Below are 24,678 nucleotides of genomic sequence, written 5' to 3' on the forward strand. Positions count from 1 at the left end.
GTTGACGAGTCCCTGGACTCGTCAACCACGCACGGGCGCGCAGCGGCTAGCCGAACGGGTTGGCGGTGCGGCCGACCAGATCGGCCACCGACTCGATCACCCGCGTCGGTCGGTAGGGGAACATCTCGACGGACTGCCGGGTGGAGATGCCGGTGAGCACGAGGATCGTCTGCAGCCCCGCCTCCAGCCCGGAGACGACGTCGGTGTCCATCCGGTCGCCGATCATCAGGGTGTGTTCGGAGTGCGCGCCGATCGCCCGCAGTGCCGAGCGCATCATCAACGGGTTCGGCTTGCCGACGTAGTACGGCTCCCGCCCGGTGGCCCTGGTGATCAGCGCCGCCACCGACCCGGTCGCGGGCAGCGAACCCTCGCGTGAGGGCCCGGTGGCGTCGGGGTTGGTGGCCAGGAACCGGGCGCCGCGCTCGATCAATCGGATCGCGGTGGTGATCGCCTCGAACGAGTAGGTGCGGGTCTCGCCCAGCACCACGTAGTCCGGATCCCGATCGGTGAGCACGTACCCGATGTCGTGCAGCGCGGTCGTGAGTCCGGACTCGCCGACCACGTAGGCGCTGCCGTTCGGGCGCTGGGTGCGCAGGAAGGTCGCCGTGGCCAGCGCCGAGGTCCAGATCGCCTCCTCGGGGATGTCGAGGCCGGTCTGCACGAGGCGGGCGCGCAGGTCGCGGGGAGTGCGGATCGAGTTGTTGGTCAGCACGACGAACGGGGTGCCCGCCGCCTGCAGCTCGGCCAGGAACTCGTCGGCCCCCGGGATCAGGTGGTCCTCGTGGACGAGGACCCCGTCCATGTCCATGAGATAGGTCCAGCCGGGGTTCCGCTCGTCGGTGGTCACCGGTCAATTGTGCGGGGTCGGTGTTCCCGGTGTCGCTTCGCGCCGACATGTGGGCAGGCGGACGTCCCGCGGTTCGAATTTTCGGGCGATTCGGACGATCCGAACTGGGCGGTCTGCAAGCTCTTTACCAGTGGTTTTGAATGCGAAAGTGATCGTCGTCACGGAGGTTGACATCGGTCGGCGCACGGCCTTTACTAAGCCTGCCCTCATGAAGGGCAGGCTAACCATGTTTCGCGCTGCACGGCAGATCTGACCTGCCGGCCACCCCCGTGTGGTTCGGGCGCGACGACTAATTCACCGTGCGCGTCGGAGCGCGCGGCGACAACCGAAAAGGACACACTCACGTGGCTACTTCCATCAAGCGCCGTATCGCCGGTGCCGGTGCCATCGCCGGATTCTCCGCGCTCGCACTGATCGCGAACCCCGCCCTCGGCTCGGCGGCGGTCACCGGCTCGTCGACGGTGACGCACGGCGAGAACACCATCACCGTCGCGCTCCACGACATCGCCACCACCGAGCCGCTCAACCACTGCGAGGCGCAGATCTTCCCGTTCGACGCCGCGATCTACGACAAGACCACCCGCGTCGACGAGATCAAGTACGCCGGTTTCAGCGGCGGCGCCGCCACCGGCACCTCGATCGTGCTGCCCGCAGGCACCTACGCCGTGATCACCCAGTGCAAGGAAGGCGACAAGGTCAACCCCTACGTCAAGCTCGGCCCGGTCGCGAAGGTGACCCTGACCGGCACCGCGACCCCGACCCCCGGCTCGGGCAGCCAGGACTTCGGCCTGCTCGAACTGCTCGGCGGGTTCGGCAGCTAGTAGCCCCGTGACCCGATGGCCGGCATCCGTACCGCGGATGCCGGCCATCCGGCGTGCGTGGGGTGGGGTCGGCAGGAACCGTCGCGGCCGGGAGGCCTCAGAATCGGCGGACCTGGTTGATCGGCGGCAGCTCGGACAGCGGGGTCAACCCGATGGGTACGCCTGCTCCGTAGGCGTTGAAGACCTGCCCGAAGCCCGCGTAGATGCCGACGTGGTCGTTCGCGGCGCGGAACGTGATGATGTCGCCGGGAGCCATCGCCCACGCGGGGACGGGGTTGCCTGCCCATGCCTGCTGCTGGCTGACCCGCGGCAGCTGCACCCCGGCCTGCCGGAACGCCCACTGGGTCAGGCCCGAGCAGTCCCAGGCGTTGGGGCCGGTGCCGCCCCAGAGGTAGGGCTTGCCGGTCTGGGTGGTGGCCGCCGCAAGCGCGACGAGACCCGCGGGGCTCGAGACGGGCAGGGCGAACTCGGAGCTCCCCGCACTTCCCGAGCTCCCCGCGCTTCCGGAGCTGCCGGGCTGGGCCAGGGCCGGTGCGACGGGCAAGGTCACGAGGCAGGCCGCCAGTGCGGTCCCGGCGAGTGTCCTGCGTAGGTACTTCCCGGATCTGCCGTTCGTCGTGGATGGGGTCACGGAAATGTCCTCCTCGGTGGGGCACCTGGGATTGGATCTCTGACACCTTGGATCACAGAACAGTCGCGGAGTGTTACAGGTCACTGCATATTGTGGCCCACAGCGCAACACTGCGGGCGCGAACCGGCGCGGATTCGACGCAGGCACGACGGCCGGTGCGAAGATCACCCCGTGGCGGAAATCGAGCGGCCCGATGAACGGTTCACCCTGGCGAGCGAGCGGACGTTCCTGGCGTGGATGCGGACCTCGCTCGGGTTCCTGGCCGGTGGCATCGCGATGGTCCACCTGGTGCCCGACTTCAGCACCGGATGGGTGCGCACCCTGCTGGGGCTCATCCTGATCCTGCTGGCCGTGGCGGCCTCGCTCGTCGGCATGCGGCGCTGGCTGCAGGTCCGGCACGCGCTCGAACGCGGTGCGCCGATGCCCGAGGCCAAAGAGTTGTGGTTGTTCGCCGTCGCCGTGTCGTTGGTCGCGGGGATCACCGTGGTGGTGACGGTGATCGGCGCGCTATGAGCGGGCGGCGCCGGGGCGAACCCGACCCCCCGTGGCGGGCCGAGAATGTCCCGTGCATAGTGAGTCTCGGTTGTGACGGGTAGCACTCGCTAGGAGGAACGGTGGCTCTCAAGCTCGGGTACAAGGCTTCTGCGGAGCAGTTCGGGCCGCGTGAGTTGGTGGAACTCGCCGTACTGGCCGAGGCGCACGGCCTCGACAGCGCGACCGTGAGCGATCACTTCCAGCCGTGGCGGCACAACGGCGGACACGCGCCGTTCTCCCTCTCCTGGATGACCGCCGTTGGCGAGCGCACCACCACCCTGCAGCTCGGCACGTCGGTGATGACCCCGACCTTCCGCTACAACCCGGCCGTCGTGGCCCAGGCGTTCGCGACGATGGGTTGCCTCTACCCGGGACGCATCATGCTCGGCGTCGGTACCGGTGAGGCTCTCAACGAGATCGCCACCGGCTACCAGGGCGAGTGGCCGGAGTTCAAGGAGCGTTTCGCGCGGCTGCGCGAGTCGGTGCAGTTGATGCGCCAGCTGTGGACGGGTGAGCGGGTCGACTTCGAGGGCGAGTACTACCGCACCGCGGGCGCCTCGATCTACGACGTCCCCGAGGGCGGCATCCCCGTGTACATCGCGGCGGGCGGCCCCGTGGTCGCCCGGTACGCGGGCCGCGCGGGTGACGGCTTCATCTGCACCTCGGGCAAGGGCATGGACCTCTACACCGAGAAGCTGATGCCCGCCGTCGCCGAGGGCGCGGAGAAGGTCGGGCGTGACGTCGCCGAGATCGACAAGATGATCGAGATCAAGATCTCTTACGACACCGACCCCGCGCTGGCACTGGAGAACACCCGGTTCTGGGCACCGCTGTCGCTGACCGCCGAGCAGAAGCACTCCATCGAGGACCCGATCGAGATGGAGGCGGCCGCGGACGCGCTGCCGATCGAGCAGGTCGCCAAGCGGTGGATCGTCGCCTCCGACCCCGACGAGGCGGTCGAGCAGGTCAAGCAGTACACCGATGCGGGCCTGAACCACCTGGTCTTCCACGCCCCCGGCCACGACCAGCGCCGGTTCCTGGAGCTGTTCGAGCGCGACCTGGCGCCGCGGCTGCGTGCGCTGGGCTGAGTCGGCCTGACGGCGGCACGCCTGCCACCGGGTGCGGTGGCAGGCGATTCCCGGCCGGCGGCGTGCGTCCGTGCGTCAGGCCCGTTCCCAGGCGAATCCGTCGGGGTCGGTGAAGGCTCCGGCGTCACTGCCGATGACGATCCGGTGCGATCCGGTGCCATCCGGTGAGACGCCGGCATCCTTGGCTGCGGCACGGCGTCCGTAGAGCGCCAGCCGGACGGGCGACCCCGGGGTGGCGAACTCGACGTACTTGCTGCCGAAGCTCTTCCCCACGGACAGCCCGCGGTCGACGTAGGACTGCTTGCTCGCCTTGACGTCCTCGACCCCCAGCAGCAGCACGATGTCGTCGACCTCACGGGTGACCGGGGCGGTGTCCTTCTTGTTCGACGTCGCGACCTTCCAGATCGTGCCGTCCGGGGCCTGGACCACGCCGCCGTACCCCCAGAAGCTCTTCTTGGCGGGCTTCAGCGTCGTGAAGCCGGCGTCGAGTGCGGTGCCGACGAGGCTGTCGACGGTGCTCGGCTGGGCGACCACGAGCGACATGACGAATCCGCGAAAGCCGGTCGTCGGTGTCTCGGAGGCGCGGACCCTCACCCTGTCGCCCAATCCGAAGGCGGCGGCGTAGCTGGCCTCGGCGGCCTTGGGGTCGGGAACTTCGAGGGTGATGAGGTCGATGGAGGTCATGTCAGTTCCTTCGGTGAGGTGGGCTGGCAGTCGGAGTCGATGCTCGGTGTCGTGAATCGGAAGTGCCATCAGCATCTCCCGTAACGGGGCCGTCCACATCCGTGGCGACCACGGAACCGCCCACTGATCGGGGCACGGATCGGCGGGCGCTGGCCCGGCACGCCTCCGAGCCGACCGGCGTCCGGTCGGCGCACTAGGCTTGCCCGTCATGGATGCCAGCGACGAGGTCATGGAAGCCGCACGCCGGATCGGGGCGGTGTTCGGCGGGCTGCCGCAGGTGCTGCGATTCCGGGCCGCGGTCGACGCGGACACCGACGGCGAGACCCCGGACGAGGTGTCGATCGCCGTCGGGGACGGCTGCCCGGGGCCGGGTTACGCCTCGTACGCGACGCTGGACATGTCCCGCTTCCCGACGAATGTCACCACCGACGACGGTCGGCCGATCCGAACCGAGCTGGTCACGGTCGGCCGCGCCGACTACCGGGCGCTGGCCGATGTGCTCGCGCAGTGCGCCTTCGCGGTGGCGTCCGGCTCGTTCCACCTCACGCCGAATTGCATCATCCCGAACGCGATCCGCGAGGTGGACCCGGCACGGTCGATGAAGCACCTGCTCCTGGTGGTGCCGTTCATCTGGCCGGACCTGGAGATCCTGGTCGACACCGAGGAGAGTGTCGACACCTGGCTGCAGGCGGTGCCGATCAGCGACAGTGAGCTCGAGTTCTCGGCCGCCAACGGGACCGATCAGCTGTTCCGGCGGCTCGAGGAGGCAGGCGCGGACGTGTCGGACATCGATCGCGCGCCGGTGTTCTGACGCGCGGGCAGGCTCTGCCGGGCGTGCGCGACCAGCGCTGCGGCCGCCGAACTGGCCGGGCCGTCCGAGCGCCAGGCGAGCGCGATGCGGCCGCGCAATCCGGGCCGGGTGATGGTGACGGCCCGCAGCTCGCTCGCGTGCGCGGCCGCGACCGTCGTCGGCAGGACGGCCACCCCGAGCCCGCGCGCCGCCAACCGTGCCAGGACATTCGGATCGCTCGCCTCGAACGCGACGCGGGGTGTGAATCCGGCTCGGGCGCAGGCGTTGTCGAGGGCAGTGCGGAGGCCGGTGCCGCGGGGCAGGGCGATCAGTTCGCGGTCGCAGAGCGCCTCGAGGGTGATGGTGTCGCGGGCGGCCAGTGGGTCGCCCGGCGGGGCCGCGGCGACGAACGGCTCGTCGACGAGGACGTGAACGGACACCTCCGGTGGCGGCGGTCCGGCCAGACCGATGAGCGCGACGTCGAGCCTGCCCTCGCGCAGTCCGCCGAGTAGCCGCTCGGAGGTGTCCTCCGAGAGCGAGATACCCACGCCGGGGTGCTCGGCGTGAAACCCGGCCAGCATGTCCGCCACGGTGACCGTCGGGCCGGCGGTGACCATCCCGACCGACACGTGCCCACGAATCAGTCCCGCCAACTCGTCGACGGCGGTCCGCGCCCCGGCCACCGCGGCCAGGGCGGCCCTGGCGTGGGGGAGTACCGCCTCGCCCGCGGCGGTCGGCCGCACGGTGCGTCCCGAGCGGTCGAGCAACTCCTGTCCGAGTTCGCGTTCGAGCCGCCGGATCTGCGCGCTGACGCCCGGCTGCGCGACGTGTACCCGCTCGGCGGCCCGGGTGAAATTCGCCTCCTCGACCACCGCGACGAAGTACTCCAGTTGACGAAGTTCCATAACCGGAGATTCTAGCTACGAGACAAACTAGTTCTTGGACTTATCGCCGCGGTCCTCGCAGGATGGAGTGGTCAGGCACACCAGCTCCGCGCGGAGCGAGGACGAGGGAGACCGCGATGACCGCAGTACGCGAAAAGGCAACCACGCCAGAGGATCTGGCCCGGATGTTCGTCGAGCGAGCCAATGCAGGCGACGCGGCCGGGATCGCCGAGCTGTACGAGCCCGATGCCGTGCTGGCTTTCCCCCCTGGCAGCGAGACCGTGGGACGGGAGGCGATCCGTGCCGTCATCGAGCAGCTCCTGGCGGACCGGCCGCACTTCGAGGTCGAGGAGCCGATGCCGACCGTGCGCAGCGGGGACCTCGCGATGACCTCCACCCGGCCCGCGGACGACACCGGCGGGCGGGTCCAGGTGGTGCGGCGTCAGCCGGACGGGAGCTGGTTGCGGGTCCTCGACCGCCCGGAGTCCCGCGGCTGAGCCGCTCACCGGCGACGTCAGGCGCGCGGATCGACCGGAATCATGACCGGTGGCCGCAGCTCGCGCCGCACCGAGTATTCGGCCTCCCCGTGCAGTAGCTTCTCGCCGCCGGGGACGGACAGATCCACGGACACTGCTCCTGCCTCACAGTCGACGGAATCGATCGCCCCGAGCCGCACCGCGACCGCCGTCTCGCACATGCCGAAAGCGATCCGCAGGTCGAATCCGACGCGGGCGACCTCGGTGCCGTCGATGAGCAGCGCCACCTCCGGCCGGTGCTCGGAGATGACTCGGTAGGGATCGACCAGCATCACCACCTCCTCGCGGCCGGGTGCGGCCGCGGTGACGCGCGCGGCCTCGGCGAGGGCCCGGTACTTCTTCAGACCGGCCAACAGCAGGGGGCAGGGGTCCTGATCGAGGAATCGCAACGCGGTGCACAGGATGCGGTTGTCGATCAGCCGCAGCGCCGAGCGGGGCACCGCGCGCGTGGTGGTCACCCGGTCCGGGGTCATCCCGGTGGGCGGCAGGTGTGGCTTCATGCGCGAGGTCAGGGCAACGTCGGACTGCTGCCCGAACACCGTGGCGCGCAGGGTCGTTCTGGTCACGATCTCAGTTCTGGTCACGGCCGTTCTCCTCGATGAACTGGTTGCCGGCGTCGTCCCTTGGCTCGAGGCGCACGGAATGACCGTGCATCTGGCCCGGCGGCGGTTCGACCGCGACGACGGGAGACCCCGGCTTCGGCTGGGTGTGCACGTGCTCGGTCGGCCACCGCCGGACTTGCCGGGCCCGCACCACGGCCCCGGTGCCCGCGGCCGCCGCGACGGAGGTCAGCCCCGCCAGGGCGATCAGGGCGACCGGTGGGGAATCCGCCGCATCGGGTGTGACGTTCCCGTCGGTGCCCGACGGACCTCGATCAGACGTGACAGCCGGACGCGGATCGGGCTGCCCCTCGGTCACGGGTCCGCTTGCAGGCGCACCGGTCGGGCCCATGGTGGGCGTCGACCCACCCTGTTTCGGGCCGTGGACGGCAGTGCTCGGCGAGACCTTAGGCGTGCCGGTGACGACTGCCGATGCGGGGCCCGGCCGTCCAGGCGCGGGCGGGGCCGGGGGTACCGGGGGTACTGGGGGTACTGGCGGCGGTTCGGGTGCGGGCGGGGCCGGGGACACTGGGGGTGGTTCGGGTATCTGCGGGGCCGGCGGCACCGGGGGTGGTTCGGGTATCGGCGGGATCGGGGGCACCGGGGGCGGTTCTGGTATCTGCGGTATCGGCGGCAGAGGGGGCAATTCGGGGCCGTCCGGGTTCGGATCCGGCCAACCGGGAATGCCTGCCACCGGCAGCGCGACCGACTGCTGCGGCGCCGCTTCGGCACCCGGTGCGGACAGGCCCAGCGCCAGCGTGACGACCACGCCGGCGAGCACGGACACCATCGACCGGGATGTAGTTCGCATCGACACTCATCCCCTGGGGCCGGATCACACGATCCGGCCTGAGAACGACATTGCCACCGGGTGCCGGGCCGGGCACGCGTAGTCGACTACCCGACTCCGGCGCGCCCGCGGCGAGGGGCCGTGGCCGTCGGCGGACCGCGATCCGCACCATTAGGGTGGACGCCATGGCATCCGCGGAGTCGGCAGTCTCGAGCATCTACATCGCCTCCCCAGAGGGCGATACCGGGAAATCGACCATCGCGCTCGGCGTGCTGCAGATGCTCAGCGGCTCGGCCGCCCGGGTGGGGGTGTTCCGGCCGATCGCGCGCTCCACCGACGAGCCGGACTACATCCTGGAGCTGCTGCTCGACCACGCGTCGGCGGATCTCAGTTACGAGCAGTGCCTCGGCGTCACCTACGAGCAGGTGCACGCCGATCCGGAGCTGGCGCTCAGCGAGATCGTCTCGCGTTACCACGATGTCGCGGAACAGTGCGACGCCGTGGTGATCATCGGCAGCGACTACACCGACGTCGCCAGCCCGAGCGAACTGAGCTACAACGCCCGGATCGCGGTGAACCTGGATGCGCCGGTGCTGCTGGCGCTTCGCGGGTCTGGCCGGACCCCCGACGAGGTGCTGCAGCTGGCCCAGATCTGCGCGGCCGAGCTGCGCGCCCAGCACGCCCACCTGGTGGGCATCGTCGCGAACCGCTGCGACCCCGCCCGGCTCGGCGAGGTGACGACGGCGCTGGAGCCGATGGCGGTGCCTGCATGGACCCTGCCCGAGATCCCGCTGCTGGTCGCGCCGACCATGGGTGAGCTGCTGACGGCGGTCGACGGCGAGCTGTACAGCGGGGATCCCGAGCTGCTGCAGCGCGAGGCGCTGCGCGTGATGGTCGGCGGGATGACCGCCGAACACATCCTCGAGCGGCTCTCCGAGGGCGTGGTGGTGATCGCCCCTGGCGATCGATCCGACGTGCTGCTCGCGATGGTCAATGCCCATGAGGCGGAGGGTTTTCCGTCGCTCGCCGGGATCATCATGAACGGCGGCATCGCGCCGCACCCCGCCATCGCGAAGCTTGTCGCCGGCCTCAAACCGCGGTTGCCGATCCTCACCACCGACCTCGGGACATTCGACACCGCCAGCGCGGCCGCGCAGGCAAGGGGACGGGTCGGGGTCGGTTCGCAGCGCAAGGTGGACACCGCGCTGAGCCTGATGGAGCAGCGCGTGAACGCGGCGGACCTGCTGGCCCGCCTCGAGGTCGCCAGGCCCGAGGTGGTGACCCCGCAGATGTTCGAGTACCAGTTGATCGAGCGGGCCCGGGCGGACCGCAAGCACATCGTGCTGCCGGAGGGGGACGACGACCGGATCCTGCGGGCGGCCGGACGGTTGTTGCAGCGCAAGGTCGCCGACCTGACCATCCTCGGTGAGGAGGGCCCGGTGCGCAGGCGCGCCGCCGAGCTCGGCGTCGACCTGAGCGCGGCCACGGTGCTCGACCCGACGAACTGCGAGTACACCGACCGGTTCGCGCAGGAGTACGCGCGGCTGCGGGCGCACAAGGGGATGACCGTCGAACGCGCCCGCGAGGTGATGGCCGACATCTCCTACTTCGGAACGATGATGGTGCAGTTGGGGATCGCGGACGGCATGGTCTCCGGTGCCGCGCACACCACCGCGCACACGATCCGGCCGTCGTTCGAGATCATCAAGACCGCGCCGGGCGTCTCGACCGTATCGAGCATCTTCCTGATGTGTCTGGCCGACCGGGTGCTGGCCTACGGGGACTGCGCGGTCGTGCCGGACCCGACCTCGGAGCAGCTGGCGGACATCGCGATCTCCTCCTCGCAGACCGCGGCCCAGTTCGGCATCGACCCGCTGATCGCGATGCTGTCGTACTCGACCGGCGACTCGGGCTCCGGCGCTGAGGTGGACAAGGTCCGCGAGGCGACGGTCCTGGTCCGCGAACGGCGGCCGGACCTGTTGGTGGAGGGGCCGATCCAGTACGACGCGGCCATCGAGCCGACGGTGGCGAGCACGAAGCTGCCCGATTCGAAGGTGGCGGGGCGGGCCACGGTGTTCGTGTTCCCCGATCTGAACACCGGGAACAACACGTACAAGGCGGTGCAGCGCAGTGCGGGGGCCGTCGCGGTCGGCCCGGTCCTGCAGGGCCTGAGAAAACCGGTCAACGACCTGTCCCGCGGCGCGCTGATTCAGGACATCGTCAACACGGTCGCCATCACGGCCATCCAGGCGCAGGGCGTCACAGAAGGAGATCAGCGGTGAACGGTCCTGTGCTGGTGATCAATTCGGGTTCGTCCTCGATCAAGTACCAGCTGATCGACCCCGACGGCGGCGAGGCCATCGCCTCGGGGCTCGTCGAACGGATCGGCGAGCCGGACGGCGTGATCGGGCACCGGCAGCGCGGCACCGACAGCGAGCATCGCGGTCCGATCGCCGACCACGCGGAGGGCCTGCGGCTGGCCTTCGCGATGTTCGCGGAGGCGGGCATGGATCTGACGACGGCAGGCGTTGCCGCGGTCGGCCATCGCGTGGTGCACGGCGGCGAGGTCTTCTACCGGCCGACGCGGATCACCGCCGACGTGATCGCTGAGATCTCCCGGCTGTCCGCCCTTGCCCCGCTGCACAATCCGGCGAACGTGGTCGGCATCGAGAGTGCGATGCGGGTGTTCCCCGACGTCCCGCACGTCGCGGTCTTCGACACCGCCTTCTTCCACACGCTGCCCGCGGAGGCCAGGACCTACGCCATCGATGCCGAGGTGGCGGCGGCACACGGGGTGCGCCGCTACGGATTCCACGGCACGTCGCACGAGTACGTCTCCGGCCGGGTGGCCGAGGTGCTCGGCCGGGACAACGCCGAGCTCAACCAGATCGTGTTGCACCTGGGCAACGGGGCCTCGGCCTCGGCCATCGCGGGCGGCAGGGCGATGGACACCTCGATGGGGCTGACCCCGCTCGAGGGTCTGGTGATGGGCACCCGCAGCGGCGACATCGACCCGGGCATCGTGATGCACCTGCGGCGCAGCGCGGACCTGGACGTGGACGCCATCGACGACCTGCTCAATCGCGGGTCCGGGCTCAAGGGGCTGTGCGGGGTCAACGACTTCCGCGAGCTCCGCCGTCTCATCGGGGAGGGCGACGAGGCGGCCCGGCTCGCCTACGACGTCTACATCCACCGGCTGCGCAAGTACATCGGTGCGTACCTGGTGACCCTGGGCCGGGTCGATGTCATCGCCTTCACCGCAGGGGTGGGCGAGAACGCGGTCGAGGTCCGTGCCGACGCGCTCGCCGGTCTCGAGACGCTGGGGATCGAGATCGACCCCGAGCGTAATGCGGCGAAAGACCGCTCCGCCCGGGTGATCTCGACGGACTCGTCGCGGGTCACGGTGCTGGTGGTGCCGACAAACGAGGAGCTGGCCATCGCAAGGGCCGCGCGCCGCTTCGCCACCGATCGCGCGGGCGAGCAGGGGCAGCGATGATTTTCGAGCGGCGCGAGGGTCTACATCCCTGAAGAAGCCCACCAGAGACGAAAACAACGGAAGAGGAGCGAGCCCCATGCGCATCGTTATCAGCGAGTTCATCAGCTTGGACGGCGTCGTGCAGGCCCCCGGTGGACCCGAGGAGGACACCGACGGTGGTTTCGCCCACGGCGGCTGGTCGCACCCGTTCTTCGACCCGGAGGTGGTCGGCGGCGCGTTCGACGATGCGTTGAGCAAGGCCGAGGCGCTGCTGTTCGGACGCCGGACATGGCAGACGATGGCGGGGGCGTGGCCCGAGCGGGCAGGTGACCCGTTCGCCGACAGGATGAACGCCATCGCGAAGTACGTCGTGTCCGACTCCCTCGGTGAGGACCAGCTGACGTGGGAGAACACCACGCGGATCACCGGCGACGAGGCCGTTGCCCGTATTCGGGAGCTGCGCGCGACCGCGGCCGGCGACCTGGTGGTGATGGGCAGCCCAACCCTGGTGCGCACCCTCCTGCAGGAGGACCTGGTCGACGAGCTCCGGCTCATGGTCATGCCGGTGCTGCTCGGTGGCGGGAAGAAGATCTTCCCCGACGGCGGCAAGCTGAACAGCCTCGAGTTGGTCTCCACGGCCATCAGCCCCGCGGGTGTGCACGTCTGCACCTACCGGCCGGTCACAGCGGGCTAGCTGCGACGGTCCCCGTCCGATCGGGCGGGGACCGTGCGATGCCGGCTCAGACCAGGCTCTTGGGCCGGATCGAGTTGGCGAGGTCCACGAGTGCGTATCGGTGTCTGCGGTCCTCGGCGTTGCGCGCGAGGGCCCGCAACCCGGCCTCGGTGCCCGCGCGCAGTCCCCGTTCGGTGAACGCGACACCGAGGATCGGTTCGTGTTCGGACTTCGCGACGTGGCCGAGCAGCACCCAGTCCAGCGCGGTGCCGAGCACCAGCGTGCGCATCTGCAGGGCCCTGCCCTCGTTGGGCGGCAACGCGTTCACTCGGCGCGCGGCCTCCCTGATCGCGGTCTCGCGGATCTCCTCGATCGGCCCGCCCGAGAGCAGCGTGAGCACCGAGGTCATCCGGGCCACGTTGAAATGCCGCGAGCTCGGCGGCACCTGATCGAGGGCCGCGATCGCACCGGTGACGTCACCGCGGTCGGCCAGTTGCCTGGCGAGCCCGAAGGCGGCGCTGACCATGCTGCGGTCCGTACGCCAGACCGTTCGGTAGTACTTCTCGGCGAATCCGCGCCACTGCTCTGGTTGGTCGGTGTCCCAGTGCTGGAGAATGAGTTCCGCGGTGGCGGCCAACGCCAGCTTCGGGGCGATCTCGCCGGGGAGCGCCCCGAGCACCGACTCGAATTGGCTCATCGCCTGTTCGTACTCGGCGCTGAGCAGGGAGGTCATGCCTCCGTACCAGTCGACCCGCCAGTTCGATCCCTTTGTCGCGCTGAGCGAACCGAGCACCCGTGACGCCTCGGTGGCGTCGCCGAGGTCGAGGTGCGCCTTCGCCTCGGCCAGGGCGATCTCGGCGGTGAACCCCGCGCTGCCGTCCACCGTTCGTTCGAGCCCGTTCGCCCTGGCGTGGCGGATGGCGTCCAGGGTCTGATCCGGCTCGGCGTGCACCGCGGCTGCGAGCAGGGCGGCGCTCGGATCGGACGGGTTGATCAGCGGAACGGCGAGCGCGGCCGTGATGTCGCGCCCCGACATGGTCGGCTCGTGCTTGCGGCCGTCGACATAGACATCGGTCTGCCGCACCGCCTCCTCGGTCCCGAAGGTGGTGCGCTGCGGGCTGAACAGTTCGGAGAGCCCCGGCCGCTCCTCGTTGCTCTGCTGGGCCAGGATCTCGCGGAGGACTCCGGTGAGCTGGCTGGCCATCTCCTCCGCAGAGCTGAACCTGTGGTCGGGATCGGCGGTGGTCGCCCGCAGCAACAGCCGATGGAAGGACTCGTGTTCGGCGAGCAGCGGTGCCTGCTCGGAGCCGGGCAGGCCGTCGAGATATTTGCCTTTGGCGGAGGGCATCTGGAGGCTGAGCACGGCGAGGGTCCGGCCGACCGTGTAGATGTCGGAGGCGATGGTCGGGCCGGTCTTGAGGATCTCCGGCGCCTGGTACCCGGGAGTGCCGTAGAGGTAGCCGTAGTCCTCGATGCCGGCGACCGCACCCATGTCGATCAGCTTGAGCTGATCGTCGGTGATCATGATGTTCTCCGGCTTGAGGTCGTTGTAGACCAGGCCAACCGAATGCAGGTAGCCGAGCGCGGGCAGGATCTCGAGCACGTACGCCATCGCCTGTTCGACCGGAATCCGTTCCGGCCGTTGGTGAGTGCTGAGTACGTCGCGGAGCGAATGCCCGGCGACGTATTCCATGACGATGTACCCCATCGGGCTGCCGTCGGGCCGTGGGTGCTCGACGAAGTTGTAGATCTTCACGATGCTCGGGTGCGCCACCTCCGCCAGGAACTGCCGCTCGGCGAGCGCGACGGCCTGTGCCTCGGCATCCCCGAAGTGCAGCAGGCCCTTGAGCACCACCCAGCGGTCGCTGACGTTGCGGTCGATCGCAAGGTAGATCCAGCCGAGCCCGCCGTGTGCGATGCAACCCTGCACCTCGTACTGGCCGCCGACCAGGTCGCCGGCGCCGAGCAGCGGGGTGAAGTCGAAGATGGTGCCGCAGGAGGGGCAGGTGCCCGCCGACGCCCCGGGTTCGGAGTGGTTCTTGCGGCCGACCGGCTTCCCGCACTTCCAGCAGAACCGCTTGTTCTCCGGCACGACGGGATCGACCATCACCGCGTCGGCGGGCTCGACGGCGGTGACCGGCGGGACCTCGACCAGCCCGGCACCGAGGCGACGGCGCACGCTCGTCCGCGACCGTTGCGAGCGACTCCCGCGCCCGGTGGTGCGGGCGGGTGCGGACGACTCCGGTGCGGTCGCCTGGGTGCGGCCGGACACTTCCGGTGCGGAGGCCTGGGTGCGGACGGACGGCTCCGGCATCGAGGCCTGGGTGCGGGCGGACGGCTCCGGCGTCGAGGCCTGGGTCCGTTCGGACCGCTCGGTCGACGCGATCGGCGGCTCCGGGACCGACGGCTCCGGTCCCGGATCTCCTTGCGTTCCAGCCATTGTCTCCGCTTTCAGTCCAGGTAGTGCGGGACCGGTGGGCCCGGCGACGGCCCGAGTACTCTCAGCCACCGATCGTAGATCCGATTCCAGGTGCCGTCCCGGCGCATCCGCTCCAGGCTTCCGTTGACCATCCGCACCAGGTCGTCATCCGACTTGTTGATCCCGATCCCGTACGGCTCCGAGCTCAGGCTCTCGCCCACGATCTCCAGGTACGGGTCCTGTGCCGCAAGACCGGCCAGGATCGATTCATCGGTGCTCACCGCGTCGACCTGCCGCTGCTGCAACACCACCAGGCAGTCGCCCCAGTTCGGGACCGTCACCACGGTCGCCTCGGGTTGAACCCGCTGGATGCGATCGACGGAGGTGGTGCCCTCGGCCGCGCAGACCCGCCTGCCCGCCAGATCGGCGACGCCGGTGATGCCGGACCCCTTGACCGCGAGTACCCGCTGCTGGGCCTCGAAGTACACGGTGGAGAAGTTGACCTTCTCCCGGCGCTCGCAGGTGATCGTCATCGTCTTGACCACCGCGTCGACCGTGCTGTTCATCAGCGCCGGGATGCGGCCCGCGGAGGACAGGATCCGGAACTCCACCCGGTTCGGGTCGCCGACCAGGTCGCGTGCCAGTTCGCGGGCGATGTCGGCGTCGAAGCCCTCGATGGCGCCCGTCGCCGGATCGCGGAAGCTGAACAGATTGCTGCCGGTGTCGAGACCGACGATGAGCCTGCCCCTGGCACGGATCTCGGCGAGGGAGGCGCTCGGCGGCGGCGGCTCGGGTGGGACGCCGGCGAAGGGACGCAGGCTCGCCGTCGGGTCTCCGCAGTTCGCCGCGTCCGTCGGGGGTCCCGTCGGACGCGGCGCGATCGTGGCCCCCTCGGGCAGGGGAGGTTCGGTGTAGCCGCGGGTGTCCGCGACGATGCCCGGCTCGGCCTGCGTACAGCCGGCCGTCATCAGGGACGCGGCGACGAGCAGGGCAGCCCCAGCGGTCCGCCACCGCGGTCGCGTCGGGCGTCGCCCTGCCGATCCGGACGCAGATCTCGTCACTGGTACTCCCGAAGCCGTGGCCACAGGCCGACCCCGACGCCTGCCGCGGCCACGGCAGAGAGCACGAGCGCGCCGGATCCGAGGCCGTACAGGGTCGAGTGGGCGCGGCCGATATCGGCGCGCAGCTCGCTGCGGGTCGTCACGATGGCCTCGTCGAGCGCGGCGTCGGCCCTGGCGAAGTGTGCCGTCGAGTCCTCCTCACCGGGGCCGGTGACCACGGCGGCGGCCCCGGCCCAGTCGCCGTTGTCGAGCAGGCGCTGCACCCGCTCGTGCGCGGCGGACCAGTCCTTCCCGGCCCCGGCCGCCTGGCCGACCAGATCGGTGGCCACCTTTACGCGGCCGTCGTTCGGATAGTCGGCCAGGATCTCTTCGAGGCGTGCCAGGTGCGTTCCGAACGCCTCCGCATAGCCGCCCTTCACATCGCGGCGAACAAGGCCGAGGGTCTCGTCGGCCCTGGCCTGCTGCGCGAGGATGCGCCCGGTGGTCAGCTGCATCAGCGGCCGGGCGCCCTGCTCCAGGGCCCGTCCGGTGGACGTCGAGGAGATCAGCCCGGCGATCAGCAGCCACCCGAGCAGCGCCGCGATCGCGACGGCGGACAGGATCAGTCCCGGGTTCAGCATCCGCCGGGTCCATCCGGCGAGCAGGACCAGACCGACAACGAGGGCGATCAGCGACAGCAGGAGCAGACCGATCGCCAGCCAGGGCGGGGTGGCGAACTCGTCCTGGTTCTGCACGACGGCCTCCGCCTGCTGGCCGTGCAGTTCCTCGGCGATCGGGAGCAGGGTCGACTGCATCATGGACGAGGCCTCGCGCAGGTACGCGGTGCCGACGGGGTAGCCGCTGCGGTTGTAGGACCTGGCCGTCTCGATCAGGCCGGTGTAGACCGGCAGCCCGGTGGACAGCTCGGTGAGCAGCTTCTGACCCGCCGCGTTCGTCTCGACGATGCCGCTGGACGCGCCGATCAGGTCGGCGGCCGCCTCGCCGATCGACTGTGTGTACCGGTCGCGGACCACGGCCGGTTCGATGCCGCCGAAGATGAACGCGGTGGTGGCCGCGGCGTCCGCGATCGAGAGGGAGCTGTAGAGGTTCTGGGTGGCGTTCGCCTGGGGCTCGACCTGGTTGAGCAGCGTGTCGAGGGTGCGCTGCCGGTCCGCGACCTGGATGGCGGCGACGGTGCCCGCGATCAGCGACACCACGATCAGCGCGGTCCCGAGCGCGAGCAGCTTGGCGGGGGTCGTCCTGAGGAACTCGGACAGCCGGTTGTATCGGCCCTGGGAATCGGCAGGCACGGACCGCGGCGCGAGGTCATCGCCGAGCGGTTCCGTCGACGGTGCTTCCCGAACGGCCACCACGCACCCTTCCCAGCTGGCCCGGATGCCAGTCAAGGGGGAGCATATAAGCAGTAACTGAGCTTTGTTGTGCGTGACTGGCCTAAGTTCGGTCGTGAACGAGTTGACGAGGCGTGAGGGACCGCGTGGGGTGCGACGTGGCCGGATGTGGGGCAGGTGAACGAAGTCGATGCGCGGTGACGGGGACGGCTGGGCCAAGAGCGATGACGGAATTCGGCATTGGGGCAAATTCGGCGCGGCGGGGCTGCTGCTCCGCGCTCCCGCGGCCGACGGAACCCCGACCGTGCTCCTGCAGCACCGCGCCCAGTGGAGTCATCAGGGCGGCACCTGGGCGCTGCCCGGCGGTGCCCGCGACAGCCACGAGTCGACAGTCCACGCCGCCATCCGCGAGGCCGAGGAGGAGGCAGGCATCCCCGGCTGCGAACTGCGCGTCCGTGCGGAACGGGTGACCGCGCGTGCCAGCAGCGGGTGGAGCTACACGACCGTGATCGCCGACGCGGCCGGTCCGCTGACGACGGTGCCGAACGGCGAGAGCACGGAACTGCGCTGGGTGCCCGAGGACGAGGTGTCGGGGTTGCTGCTGCACCCGGGATTCGCCGCGAGCTGGCCGCAGTTGCGGAGCACGCCGGTCCGGCTGCTGCTGGACACCGCGAACGTGCTGGGTTCGCGGCCGAACGGCTGGTGGCGGGACCGGGCAGGGGCGACAGGGGAACTGCTCGCCGCGCTGGCCGCGACCCTGCCGAGGACCATCGAGCTGCCGGACGGCGGGTTCGGCTGGCTGCCGCGGATCGAGGCTGTCCTTGAGGGTCAGGCGCGCACCGTCACCGCGGTGGACGCCCGGGTGCCCGTGCACGTCGCCGCTGGCAGCGGCGACGACGAGCTTGCCTTGTTGGCGGGTGCGGGCACGGAGCTGGCGATGGTCGCGGGTGGCGGCGTCGGACACCCGGCCTTCGGGGGCACCGACGAACACCTGACCGCCGTGGTCACCGCGGACCGCGGGCTGCGCGAGCGCCTGCCGGAGACGGTCGTGCAGCTGTCGCCGTCGACCGTGCTGGGGTGGCTGGACTGAGCCCGCGCCGCGTGCCGGCTAGCGGCGGACGGCGTTGCGGGTCAGGGCGTCGGTGAGCGAACGGGCTGCCGCCTGCGGGTCGCGCGCCTCGGTGATCGCACGCACCACCACGATGCGGTCGGCCCCGGCCTCGAGGATCTCGGGCAGCCGCTCCTCGTCGATGCCGCCGATCGCGAACCAAGGGCGGGTCGGGTGCGAGTCGGCGGTCGAGCGGACCAGCTCGATGCCCGAGGCGGTCCGGCCGGGCTTGGTCGGGGTCGCCCACACCGGCCCGGTGCAGAAGTAGTCGACGTCGTCCTCGATGGAGGCGAGCTGTGCCTGCGCGCGGCTGTGCGTCGAGCGGCCGATCACCACGTTCGGGCCGAGGATCCGGCGGGCGTAGTGCACCGGCAGGTCACCCTGGCCGAGGTGCAGGACGTCGGCACCAGCGGCAAGTGCCAGGTCCGCACGGTCGTTCACGGCCAGCAGCGCGCCGTGCCTGCGGGCGGCGGCGCCGAGCTCGGCCAGCGCGCCGAGCTCCTCCTGGGTCTCCATCGGGCCGAGCTTCCGCTCGCCCGCCGACCCCTTGTCGCGCAGCTGGATGATGTCGACGCCGCCGGACAGCGCGGCCTCGGCGAACTTCGCGAGGTCGCCCTTGTCGCGACGGGCGTCGGTACAGAGATACAGACGGGCGGTGGCGAGGCGTTCTCGAGGGGTGAGGTGCCTGCCGGAATGCGAGGGGTGCACGCTCTCAACGGTAGTCTCTACGCAGAGAGAAGTGACACGGGAGTCCCGGCGAACGCGGGGCTGAGAGGGGGCCGCGAGCCCCGACCGTCATACCTGACCCGGATCATGCCGGCGCAGGGAGTGAGGTGGAGTGGTGAGCAGAACAGTCGCGGTGATCGGTGGCGGCGCGATCGGTCTGTCGATCGCGTGGCGTGCCGCCCAGGCCGGCTGGCGCGTCACCGTCCACGATCCGGCGCCCGCATCGGGGGCGTCGTGGGTTGCGGGCGGGATGCTGGCGCCGCTGTCGGAGGGTTGGCCGGGCGAGGACGCGGTCCTGCAGGTCGGGGCCGCCTCGCTGGCCCGCTGGCCCGACTTCGGCGCCGAGCTCGAGACCCTGTCCGGCGAAACGTTGTTCACGTCCCATGGCTCGCTCACCGTCGCGCTGGACGCCGCCGACGCCGCGGACCTGCGGACCGTCGCCGAGTGGATCGCAGGCCAGGGCTACCAGCTGGAACTGCTCTCGCGCGCCCAGATCCGGGCCGCCCAGCCATCGCTGGCACCGAACATCCGGTTGGCCCTGCTCGCCGCCACGGAGTCCGCCGTCGACAACCGCGCACTGATCGCGGCGCTGCGGTCGGCCTGCGCCCAGTCGGGGGTGGAGTTCGTCGCCGAGGCGGTCACCGACCCCGGCGCGATCGCCGCCGACCAGGTGGTGGTGTCCGCCGGTACCGCGTCCGCGCGGCTGTGGCCCGGGCTGCCGGTCCGTCCGGTCAAGGGTGAGATCCTGCGGCTGCACCGCAGGCCCGGGGTGGCGCCTGCCCCGACCATGACCATTCGCGGCAGCGTGCACGGGCGTCCGGTGTACCTGGTGCCGCGCGGCGACGGCCTGGTGGTCGGCGCGACCCAGCACGAGTCGGGGGAGGACACCCAGGTCACCGTGGCCGGGGTCCGCGACCTGATCGCCGACGCGCAGACGCTGATGCCGAGCATCGGGGAGTACGAGCTGCACGAGTGTGCCGCCGGACTTCGCCCGATGAGCCCCGACAACCTGCCGATCATCGGCCGGGTGTCGGACCGGGTGGTGCTGGCCACCGGGCACGGGCGCAACGGGGTGCTGCTCACCCCGCTGACCGCGGACGCGGTGGTCGCCGAGCTGGACGGCGCACCGTTGGCGGAGGCGAAGAGTGCCTCCCCCGAACGTTTCACCTTCAACGATGAGTGAGGACTCGATGACGAACACACCGGTGAACATCGGGATCACCGTCAACGGCGAGGACCATCAGCTGTCCGAGCCGCTGACCGTGGCCCAGCTGCTGGAGCACCTCGGCCTGCCCAGCAAGGGCATCGCGGTCGCGGTGGACGGTGCGGTGTTCCCGCGGGCGTCCTGGGACACCCCGGTCGGCAAGGGCTGGGAGATCGAGATCCTGACGGCGGTGCAGGGTGGCTGAGCCGTTCGTCGCAGACCGACTGACCATCGCCGGCCGCGGCTTCGGCTCCCGGTTGATCATGGGCACCGGCGGCGCGGCGAACCTCGCGGTGCTGGAGGAGGCGCTCGTCGCGTCCGGCACGGAGCTGACCACCGTGGCGATGCGCCGCGTCGACGCGGCGGGCGGCACCGGGGTGCTCGACCTGCTCCGCAAGCTGGACATCGCGCCGCTGCCCAACACCGCCGGCTGCCGCGGTGCCGCCGAGGCGGTGCTCACCGCGCAGCTCGGCCGGGAGGCGCTGGAGACCGACTGGGTGAAACTGGAGGTCATCGCCGACGAGCGCACCCTCCTGCCAGATGCCATCGAATTGGTCTCCGCCGCAGAACAACTCGTCGACGACGGCTTCACCGTGCTGCCGTACACCACCGACGATCCGGTGCTGGCCCGGCGGCTCGAGGATGTCGGGTGCGCGGCGGTGATGCCGCTCGGCGCGCCGATCGGTACCGGGCTCGGCATCTCGAACCCGCACAACATCGAGATGATCGTGGCGGCCGCAGGGGTCCCGGTGATCCTCGACGCGGGCATCGGCACCGCGAGCGACGCGGCGCTGGCCATGGAGCTCGGGTGTGACGCCGTCCTCCTCGCGACCGCGGTGACCAGGGCCAAGGACCCGGCGCTGATGGCATCGGCGATGGCGTCCGCGGTGACCGCCGGGTACCTGGCCCGCCACGCCGGGCGGATCCCGAAGCGGTTCTGGGCACAGGCGTCCTCGCCGGACCTCTGACCCCGACCGATCGCCGTGCGCCCTCAGGGTCGGGTCATCCCTAGGTATGACACGGGACGCGACCTGCGGGCGATGTGCGCGGGCCCGGACTGAGGAATCCTTCACGTCATGATTGAAGTGAGGGGTTTGACGAAAGAGTTCGGGCCCACGAAGGCGGTCGAAGACCTGACCTTCACGGTTCAGCCCGGCATGGTGACCGGATTCCTGGGACCGAACGGTGCGGGCAAGTCCACGACGATGCGGATGATCCTCGGCCTCGACCGGCCGACCGCGGGGACCGCGCTGATCGACGGCAAGCCGTACCACGACCTGAAGCAGCCGCTCCGAACCGTCGGCGCGCTGCTGGACGCGAAGTGGGTGCACCCCAACAGGTCCGCGAAGGCGCACCTGCAGTGGATGGCGGCGTCCAATGGGATCCCGATGTCCCGTGTCGACGAGGTGCTGCGGCTGGTCGGCCTGACCGAGGTCGCGGGCAAGAAGGCAGGCGGGTTCTCGCTCGGCATGTCCCAGCGGCTCGGACTGGCTGCCACCCTGCTCGGCGACCCGAAGGTCCTGCTGTTCGATGAGCCGGTCAACGGACTCGACCCCGAGGGCATCGTCTGGATCCGAAAGTTCATGCAGCGCTTGGCGGCTGAGGGGCGCACGGTGCTGGTGTCCAGCCACCTGCTCTCCGAGATGGCGCTCACCGCCGAGCATCTCGTGGTGATCGGCCGGGGACGCCTGATCTCCGACACGACCGTCAAGCAGTTCGTCGACCGGTCGTCCGAATCGACAGTGCGGGTGCGCAGCCCCCAGCTGGATGCGCTGCGGAGCGCGCTGACCTCGCAGGGGCTCACGGTCCGTGAGGACGGCACCTCCGAACTCGGCGGCGCACTCATCGTGCTCGAGGCGACCACCGACGTCGTCGGCCAGATCGCGGGCGGCCAGGGCATCGTCCTGCACGAGCTGGCCGCCCAGCAGGGGTCCCTGGAGGACGCCTTCATGAAACTGACGGGGGACGATGTGCAGTACCACGCTGCAGGCGTCGACGACGTGATGGGAGGGGCGCTCTGATGGGTGTCGTGAACGCAGAACGGATCAAGCTCACCTCGACCCGGTCGCCGTGGTGGTGCACCGTCGCGATCATCGCGCTCGGCCTCGGCCTGGCCGCGGTGATCGGGGTGACGTCCAAGGCCAGCATGAACCAGTTCAACGACCAGATCGCGCAGGGGGACAAGCCGGACTTCGAGCCCTTCCTGCCCACGCTGGCGGACGCGGTCGGCGGGGTGTCCGGGTTCGGCGTGCTGGTCCTGATGATCCTGGCGGCACTCGCGGTGACGAGCGAGTACCGGTTCGGCATCATCCGCACCACCTTCCAGGCCGTGCCGAAGCGCGATTCGGTGCTGATCACCAAGGCAGGCCTGATCGGCGGCTTCGGCGCGCTGCTCACCTTCGTGCTCACCTTCGGTGCGTACGCGATCGCCAAGGCGACGGCGGGATCCGATGCGGGTGCGGCGCTGAAACTGTCCGGCGGCGAGGCATGGCGGTCGATCTACGGCGTGCCGATCTACGCCTTCCTGTGCGTGGTGCTCGCCGTCGCGGTCGGCACCCTGCTCCGGCAGTCGGCGGGTGCCATCGCGCTGCTGCTGCTCTGGCCGCTGATGATCGAGAACCTGTTCAGCCTGTTCGGGCGGGTCGGTGAGAACATCAAGCCGTTCCTCCCCTTCATGAACGCGAACAACTTCCTCGGCGCGCCGCAGGGCGTCGATTTCCACTGGGGACCGTGGGGCAGCCTGGTGTACTTCGCCGCCTTCGTCGCGGTGATCTTCGGACTCGCCCTGTTCACCGTGAACCGCCGCGACGCCTGAATTCGCGGCCACACCTCGAGCATGCGCGCCCGGTACCCGATTTCGGGTACCGGGCGCGCACGTGTGTTTTCGGGCCGACCCGCCGCCCGCGCGCAGTACGCTCGGCGAATGCGACAGTCCATTCGGGCACGGGTCGGAGCATCTACCGCCGCAATGCTGGCCGGGATCGCGCTGGTGTCCGGGTGTGGACGGGACGAGGAGGAGTCGCCGCCCGCGCCGCCGGTGGACGGGCAATCGCTTGCGGCGGCCGTCGGTGGCGACGCCGTCGCCGCGCACATGGAGGCGCTCGAGCGGATCGCTTCGGACAACGGGGGCAACCGGGCCGCGGGGACCGCGGGTTACGACGCCAGCGTCGACTATGTCGCCGACCGACTCCGGGACGCGGGCTTCGAGGTGTCCACCCCAGAGTTCGACGTGGACCGCTTCATCGCCGGGCCGGTGGAACTGCGGGCGGGTGACCGCCAGTTCACCGCCAGCACCCTGGAGTACTCGCCCGCGACGCCGCAGGAGGGGATCACGGCGCGGACACTCGCCCTACCGGACGACGGCAGCCCCGGCTGCGAGGCGACCGACTACGACGGGCGCGACGCCGCGGGCGCCATCGTGGTGGTCCGGCGCGGGGTCTGCCCCTTCTCGGAGAAGGAGCGGATGGCGGCCGACCGCGGCGCCGTTGCCATCGTCGTCTTCAACAACGAGGACGGCCCGTTGGCAGGCGGCACGCTGGGGGATGACACGGACCCTCGGATCCCCGCCGTGAGCGTGCCCGGCTCCGAGGGTCCGGCGGTCGCTGCCGCACCGGAGCTGTCGCTGAAGCTGGAGGCCGCCACAGAGGCGACCACGAGCCGAAACGTGATCGCGCAGACCACCACCGGGTCGACGGAAAACGTGGTGCTGGTCGGCGCGCACCTGGACAGCGTCGACGAGGGCCCGGGGATCAACGACAACGGCTCCGGGTCGGCCGCCGTGCTCGAGACCGCGCTGCGTCTGGGCAGCGCGCCCAACGTGACGAACGCGGTGCGCTTTGCCTGGTGGGGCGCCGAGGAACTGGGCCTGGTCGGATCGGAGCGGTACGCAGAGGGGCTCGGCGAGGGTGAACGCGAGGACATCGCGCTGTACCTGAACTTCGACATGCTCGGCTCGCGTAACGCGGGGTACTTCACCCTCGACGGCGACGATTCCGACCGGGAGGGCGCCGGGCCGGGACCCCAGGGTTCCGACGCGATCGAGCGAACCCTGGGCGGCTACCTCGCCTGGCGCGGGATCGTTGCGGACGGAACCGATTTCGACGGCCGATCCGACTACGGCCCGTTCATCGAGATGGGGATACCGTCGGGCGGGGTGGACAGCGGGGCGGACGAGCGCAAGTCCGAGGAGCAGGCACTGAAGTGGGGCGGGACCGCGGGCGAGACCTTCGATCCCGGCTACCACTCGCCGGAGGACACCCTGGCGAATGTGGACCGGGCGGCGCTGGCGCAAAACGCGGCGGCGGTGGCGTTCGGCGTCGGCACGTACGCGAACTCCATCGATGGCCCGGACGGGGTTCCCGCAAGGGCGGACAGGGCGAAGGCGCGGGAGGGTGCCGGACAATGATCCGGATAGTATCTGTGACTCTGAGTTACACTTCGGCCTGTGACTGAGGACCCCTCGACCTCGGGCGTCGACCCC

25 protein-coding genes and 1 riboswitch are annotated in these 24,678 nt (G+C 70.4%); of the genes, 15 read left to right on the forward strand and 10 right to left on the reverse strand.

Annotation, left to right across the window (positions count from 1 at the left end; translation table 11 throughout):
* Nucleotides 1-46 precede the first annotated feature (46 nt).
* Complete coding sequence (locus ACWFRB_RS16040) at nucleotides 47-808, reverse strand: HAD-IIA family hydrolase (RefSeq protein ID WP_452642177.1); 762 nt, start codon at nucleotides 806-808, stop codon at nucleotides 47-49.
* A gap of 383 nt (nucleotides 809-1,191) precedes the next feature.
* Here ACWFRB_RS16040 and ACWFRB_RS16045 point away from each other — a divergent pair, with 383 nt between their 5' ends.
* A complete protein-coding gene (locus ACWFRB_RS16045) occupies nucleotides 1,192-1,668 on the forward strand; it encodes a hypothetical protein (RefSeq protein WP_452642129.1) in 477 nt (158 codons plus the stop codon).
* A 97-nt stretch (nucleotides 1,669-1,765) separates the two neighbouring features.
* On the opposite strand, the gene ACWFRB_RS16050 is transcribed toward ACWFRB_RS16045, so the two are convergent.
* Nucleotides 1,766-2,233, reverse strand: coding sequence for a C40 family peptidase (locus tag ACWFRB_RS16050; RefSeq protein WP_452642178.1), 468 nt, complete (start codon nucleotides 2,231-2,233; stop codon nucleotides 1,766-1,768).
* Between the two features lie 237 nt (nucleotides 2,234-2,470).
* Here ACWFRB_RS16050 and ACWFRB_RS16055 point away from each other — a divergent pair, with 237 nt between their 5' ends.
* A complete protein-coding gene (locus ACWFRB_RS16055; protein ID WP_452642130.1) occupies nucleotides 2,471-2,812 on the forward strand; it encodes a YidH family protein in 342 nt (113 codons plus the stop codon).
* A 101-nt stretch (nucleotides 2,813-2,913) separates the two neighbouring features.
* Nucleotides 2,914-3,921 carry a glucose-6-phosphate dehydrogenase (coenzyme-F420) gene (gene fgd, locus ACWFRB_RS16060; protein ID WP_452642131.1) on the forward strand — a complete coding sequence of 336 codons (1,008 nt, stop codon included), beginning with the start codon at nucleotides 2,914-2,916 and terminating at the stop codon, nucleotides 3,919-3,921.
* Between the two features lie 75 nt (nucleotides 3,922-3,996).
* Here fgd and ACWFRB_RS16065 read toward each other — a convergent pair whose 3' ends face one another.
* The gene (locus ACWFRB_RS16065) at nucleotides 3,997-4,605 is read right to left on the reverse strand and encodes a glyoxalase (RefSeq protein WP_452642132.1); all 609 of its coding nucleotides are present in this window, start codon (nucleotides 4,603-4,605) and stop codon (nucleotides 3,997-3,999) included.
* A 208-nt stretch (nucleotides 4,606-4,813) separates the two neighbouring features.
* Here ACWFRB_RS16065 and ACWFRB_RS16070 point away from each other — a divergent pair, with 208 nt between their 5' ends.
* A complete protein-coding gene (locus ACWFRB_RS16070) occupies nucleotides 4,814-5,416 on the forward strand; it encodes a suppressor of fused domain protein (protein WP_452642133.1) in 603 nt (200 codons plus the stop codon).
* On the opposite strand, the gene ACWFRB_RS16075 is transcribed toward ACWFRB_RS16070, so the two are convergent.
* The gene (locus ACWFRB_RS16075; RefSeq protein WP_452642134.1) at nucleotides 5,347-6,300 is read right to left on the reverse strand and encodes a LysR family transcriptional regulator; all 954 of its coding nucleotides are present in this window, start codon (nucleotides 6,298-6,300) and stop codon (nucleotides 5,347-5,349) included. The genes ACWFRB_RS16070 and ACWFRB_RS16075 overlap by 70 nt on opposite strands.
* A 116-nt stretch (nucleotides 6,301-6,416) precedes the next feature.
* Here ACWFRB_RS16075 and ACWFRB_RS16080 point away from each other — a divergent pair, with 116 nt between their 5' ends.
* On the forward strand, nucleotides 6,417-6,776 hold the full coding sequence (locus ACWFRB_RS16080) for a YybH family protein (RefSeq protein ID WP_452642135.1): 360 nt from the start codon (nucleotides 6,417-6,419) through the stop codon (nucleotides 6,774-6,776).
* Between the two features lie 17 nt (nucleotides 6,777-6,793).
* On the opposite strand, the gene ACWFRB_RS16085 is transcribed toward ACWFRB_RS16080, so the two are convergent.
* Together ACWFRB_RS16085 and ACWFRB_RS16090 are read right to left on the reverse strand one after the other, a co-directional pair.
* A complete protein-coding gene (locus tag ACWFRB_RS16085; RefSeq protein ID WP_452642136.1) occupies nucleotides 6,794-7,399 on the reverse strand; it encodes a hypothetical protein in 606 nt (201 codons plus the stop codon).
* Nucleotides 7,386-7,733, reverse strand: a complete 348-nt coding sequence (locus tag ACWFRB_RS16090) for a hypothetical protein (RefSeq protein ID WP_452642137.1) — start codon at nucleotides 7,731-7,733, stop codon at nucleotides 7,386-7,388. Before ACWFRB_RS16090 ends, ACWFRB_RS16085 begins: the two co-directional genes overlap by 14 nt.
* A 656-nt stretch (nucleotides 7,734-8,389) precedes the next feature.
* Here ACWFRB_RS16090 and pta point away from each other — a divergent pair.
* From pta to ACWFRB_RS16105, 3 genes are all read left to right on the forward strand, one after another.
* Nucleotides 8,390-10,486 carry a phosphate acetyltransferase gene (gene pta, locus ACWFRB_RS16095; protein ID WP_452642138.1) on the forward strand — a complete coding sequence of 699 codons (2,097 nt, stop codon included), beginning with the start codon at nucleotides 8,390-8,392 and terminating at the stop codon, nucleotides 10,484-10,486.
* Nucleotides 10,483-11,700 (forward strand): acetate kinase, encoded by a 1,218-nt coding sequence (locus ACWFRB_RS16100; protein ID WP_452642139.1) that lies wholly within the window; start codon nucleotides 10,483-10,485, stop codon nucleotides 11,698-11,700. The genes pta and ACWFRB_RS16100 overlap by 4 nt, the downstream gene beginning before the upstream one ends.
* Nucleotides 11,701-11,776: 76 nt before the next feature.
* The gene (locus ACWFRB_RS16105) at nucleotides 11,777-12,373 is read left to right on the forward strand and encodes a dihydrofolate reductase family protein (protein WP_452642140.1); all 597 of its coding nucleotides are present in this window, start codon (nucleotides 11,777-11,779) and stop codon (nucleotides 12,371-12,373) included.
* Between the two features lie 46 nt (nucleotides 12,374-12,419).
* On the opposite strand, the gene ACWFRB_RS16110 is transcribed toward ACWFRB_RS16105, so the two are convergent.
* The 3 genes from ACWFRB_RS16110 to ACWFRB_RS16120 form a co-directional block, all read right to left on the reverse strand.
* Complete coding sequence (locus tag ACWFRB_RS16110) at nucleotides 12,420-14,666, reverse strand: tetratricopeptide repeat protein (RefSeq protein ID WP_452642179.1); 2,247 nt, start codon at nucleotides 14,664-14,666, stop codon at nucleotides 12,420-12,422.
* A 137-nt stretch (nucleotides 14,667-14,803) separates the two neighbouring features.
* Nucleotides 14,804-15,739 (reverse strand): glutamate ABC transporter substrate-binding protein, encoded by a 936-nt coding sequence (locus ACWFRB_RS16115; protein WP_452642180.1) that lies wholly within the window; start codon nucleotides 15,737-15,739, stop codon nucleotides 14,804-14,806.
* 89 nt (nucleotides 15,740-15,828) lie between these two features.
* Nucleotides 15,829-17,181 carry a hypothetical protein gene (locus tag ACWFRB_RS16120; RefSeq protein WP_452642141.1) on the reverse strand — a complete coding sequence of 451 codons (1,353 nt, stop codon included), beginning with the start codon at nucleotides 17,179-17,181 and terminating at the stop codon, nucleotides 15,829-15,831.
* A 169-nt stretch (nucleotides 17,182-17,350) separates the two neighbouring features.
* On the opposite strand from ACWFRB_RS16120, the gene ACWFRB_RS16125 reads away from it, so the two are divergent.
* On the forward strand, nucleotides 17,351-18,250 hold the full coding sequence (locus tag ACWFRB_RS16125; RefSeq protein ID WP_452642142.1) for an NUDIX domain-containing protein: 900 nt from the start codon (nucleotides 17,351-17,353) through the stop codon (nucleotides 18,248-18,250).
* 18 nt (nucleotides 18,251-18,268) lie between these two features.
* Here ACWFRB_RS16125 and thiE read toward each other — a convergent pair whose 3' ends face one another.
* The gene (gene thiE / locus ACWFRB_RS16130) at nucleotides 18,269-18,976 is read right to left on the reverse strand and encodes a thiamine phosphate synthase (protein WP_452642143.1); all 708 of its coding nucleotides are present in this window, start codon (nucleotides 18,974-18,976) and stop codon (nucleotides 18,269-18,271) included.
* 26 nt (nucleotides 18,977-19,002) lie between these two features.
* Nucleotides 19,003-19,113: riboswitch (TPP riboswitch) on the forward strand.
* Between thiE and thiO the strand changes: the two genes are divergently transcribed.
* The 6 genes from thiO (at nucleotide 19,110) to ACWFRB_RS16160 (ending at nucleotide 24,603) form a co-directional block, all read left to right on the forward strand.
* Complete coding sequence (gene thiO, locus ACWFRB_RS16135; protein ID WP_452642144.1) at nucleotides 19,110-20,177, forward strand: glycine oxidase ThiO; 1,068 nt, start codon at nucleotides 19,110-19,112, stop codon at nucleotides 20,175-20,177. Its footprint overlaps the riboswitch before it by 4 nt.
* Before the next feature lie 7 nt (nucleotides 20,178-20,184).
* A complete protein-coding gene (gene thiS / locus ACWFRB_RS16140) occupies nucleotides 20,185-20,403 on the forward strand; it encodes a sulfur carrier protein ThiS (RefSeq protein WP_027501293.1) in 219 nt (72 codons plus the stop codon).
* The gene (thiG, locus tag ACWFRB_RS16145) at nucleotides 20,396-21,166 is read left to right on the forward strand and encodes a thiazole synthase (RefSeq protein ID WP_452642145.1); all 771 of its coding nucleotides are present in this window, start codon (nucleotides 20,396-20,398) and stop codon (nucleotides 21,164-21,166) included. The genes thiS and thiG overlap by 8 nt, the downstream gene beginning before the upstream one ends.
* Before the next feature lie 108 nt (nucleotides 21,167-21,274).
* Nucleotides 21,275-22,219, forward strand: a complete 945-nt coding sequence (locus ACWFRB_RS16150; protein ID WP_452642146.1) for an ABC transporter ATP-binding protein — start codon at nucleotides 21,275-21,277, stop codon at nucleotides 22,217-22,219.
* Entirely contained in the window at nucleotides 22,219-23,013 is a 795-nt protein-coding gene (locus tag ACWFRB_RS16155) for an ABC transporter permease (protein WP_452642147.1), read from the forward strand. Before ACWFRB_RS16150 ends, ACWFRB_RS16155 begins: the two co-directional genes overlap by 1 nt.
* Before the next feature lie 108 nt (nucleotides 23,014-23,121).
* The gene (locus ACWFRB_RS16160; protein WP_452642148.1) at nucleotides 23,122-24,603 is read left to right on the forward strand and encodes a M28 family peptidase; all 1,482 of its coding nucleotides are present in this window, start codon (nucleotides 23,122-23,124) and stop codon (nucleotides 24,601-24,603) included.
* Nucleotides 24,604-24,678 lie beyond the last annotated feature (75 nt).

It is taken from the genome of Rhodococcus sp. NPDC055112 (genome assembly GCF_053607505.1).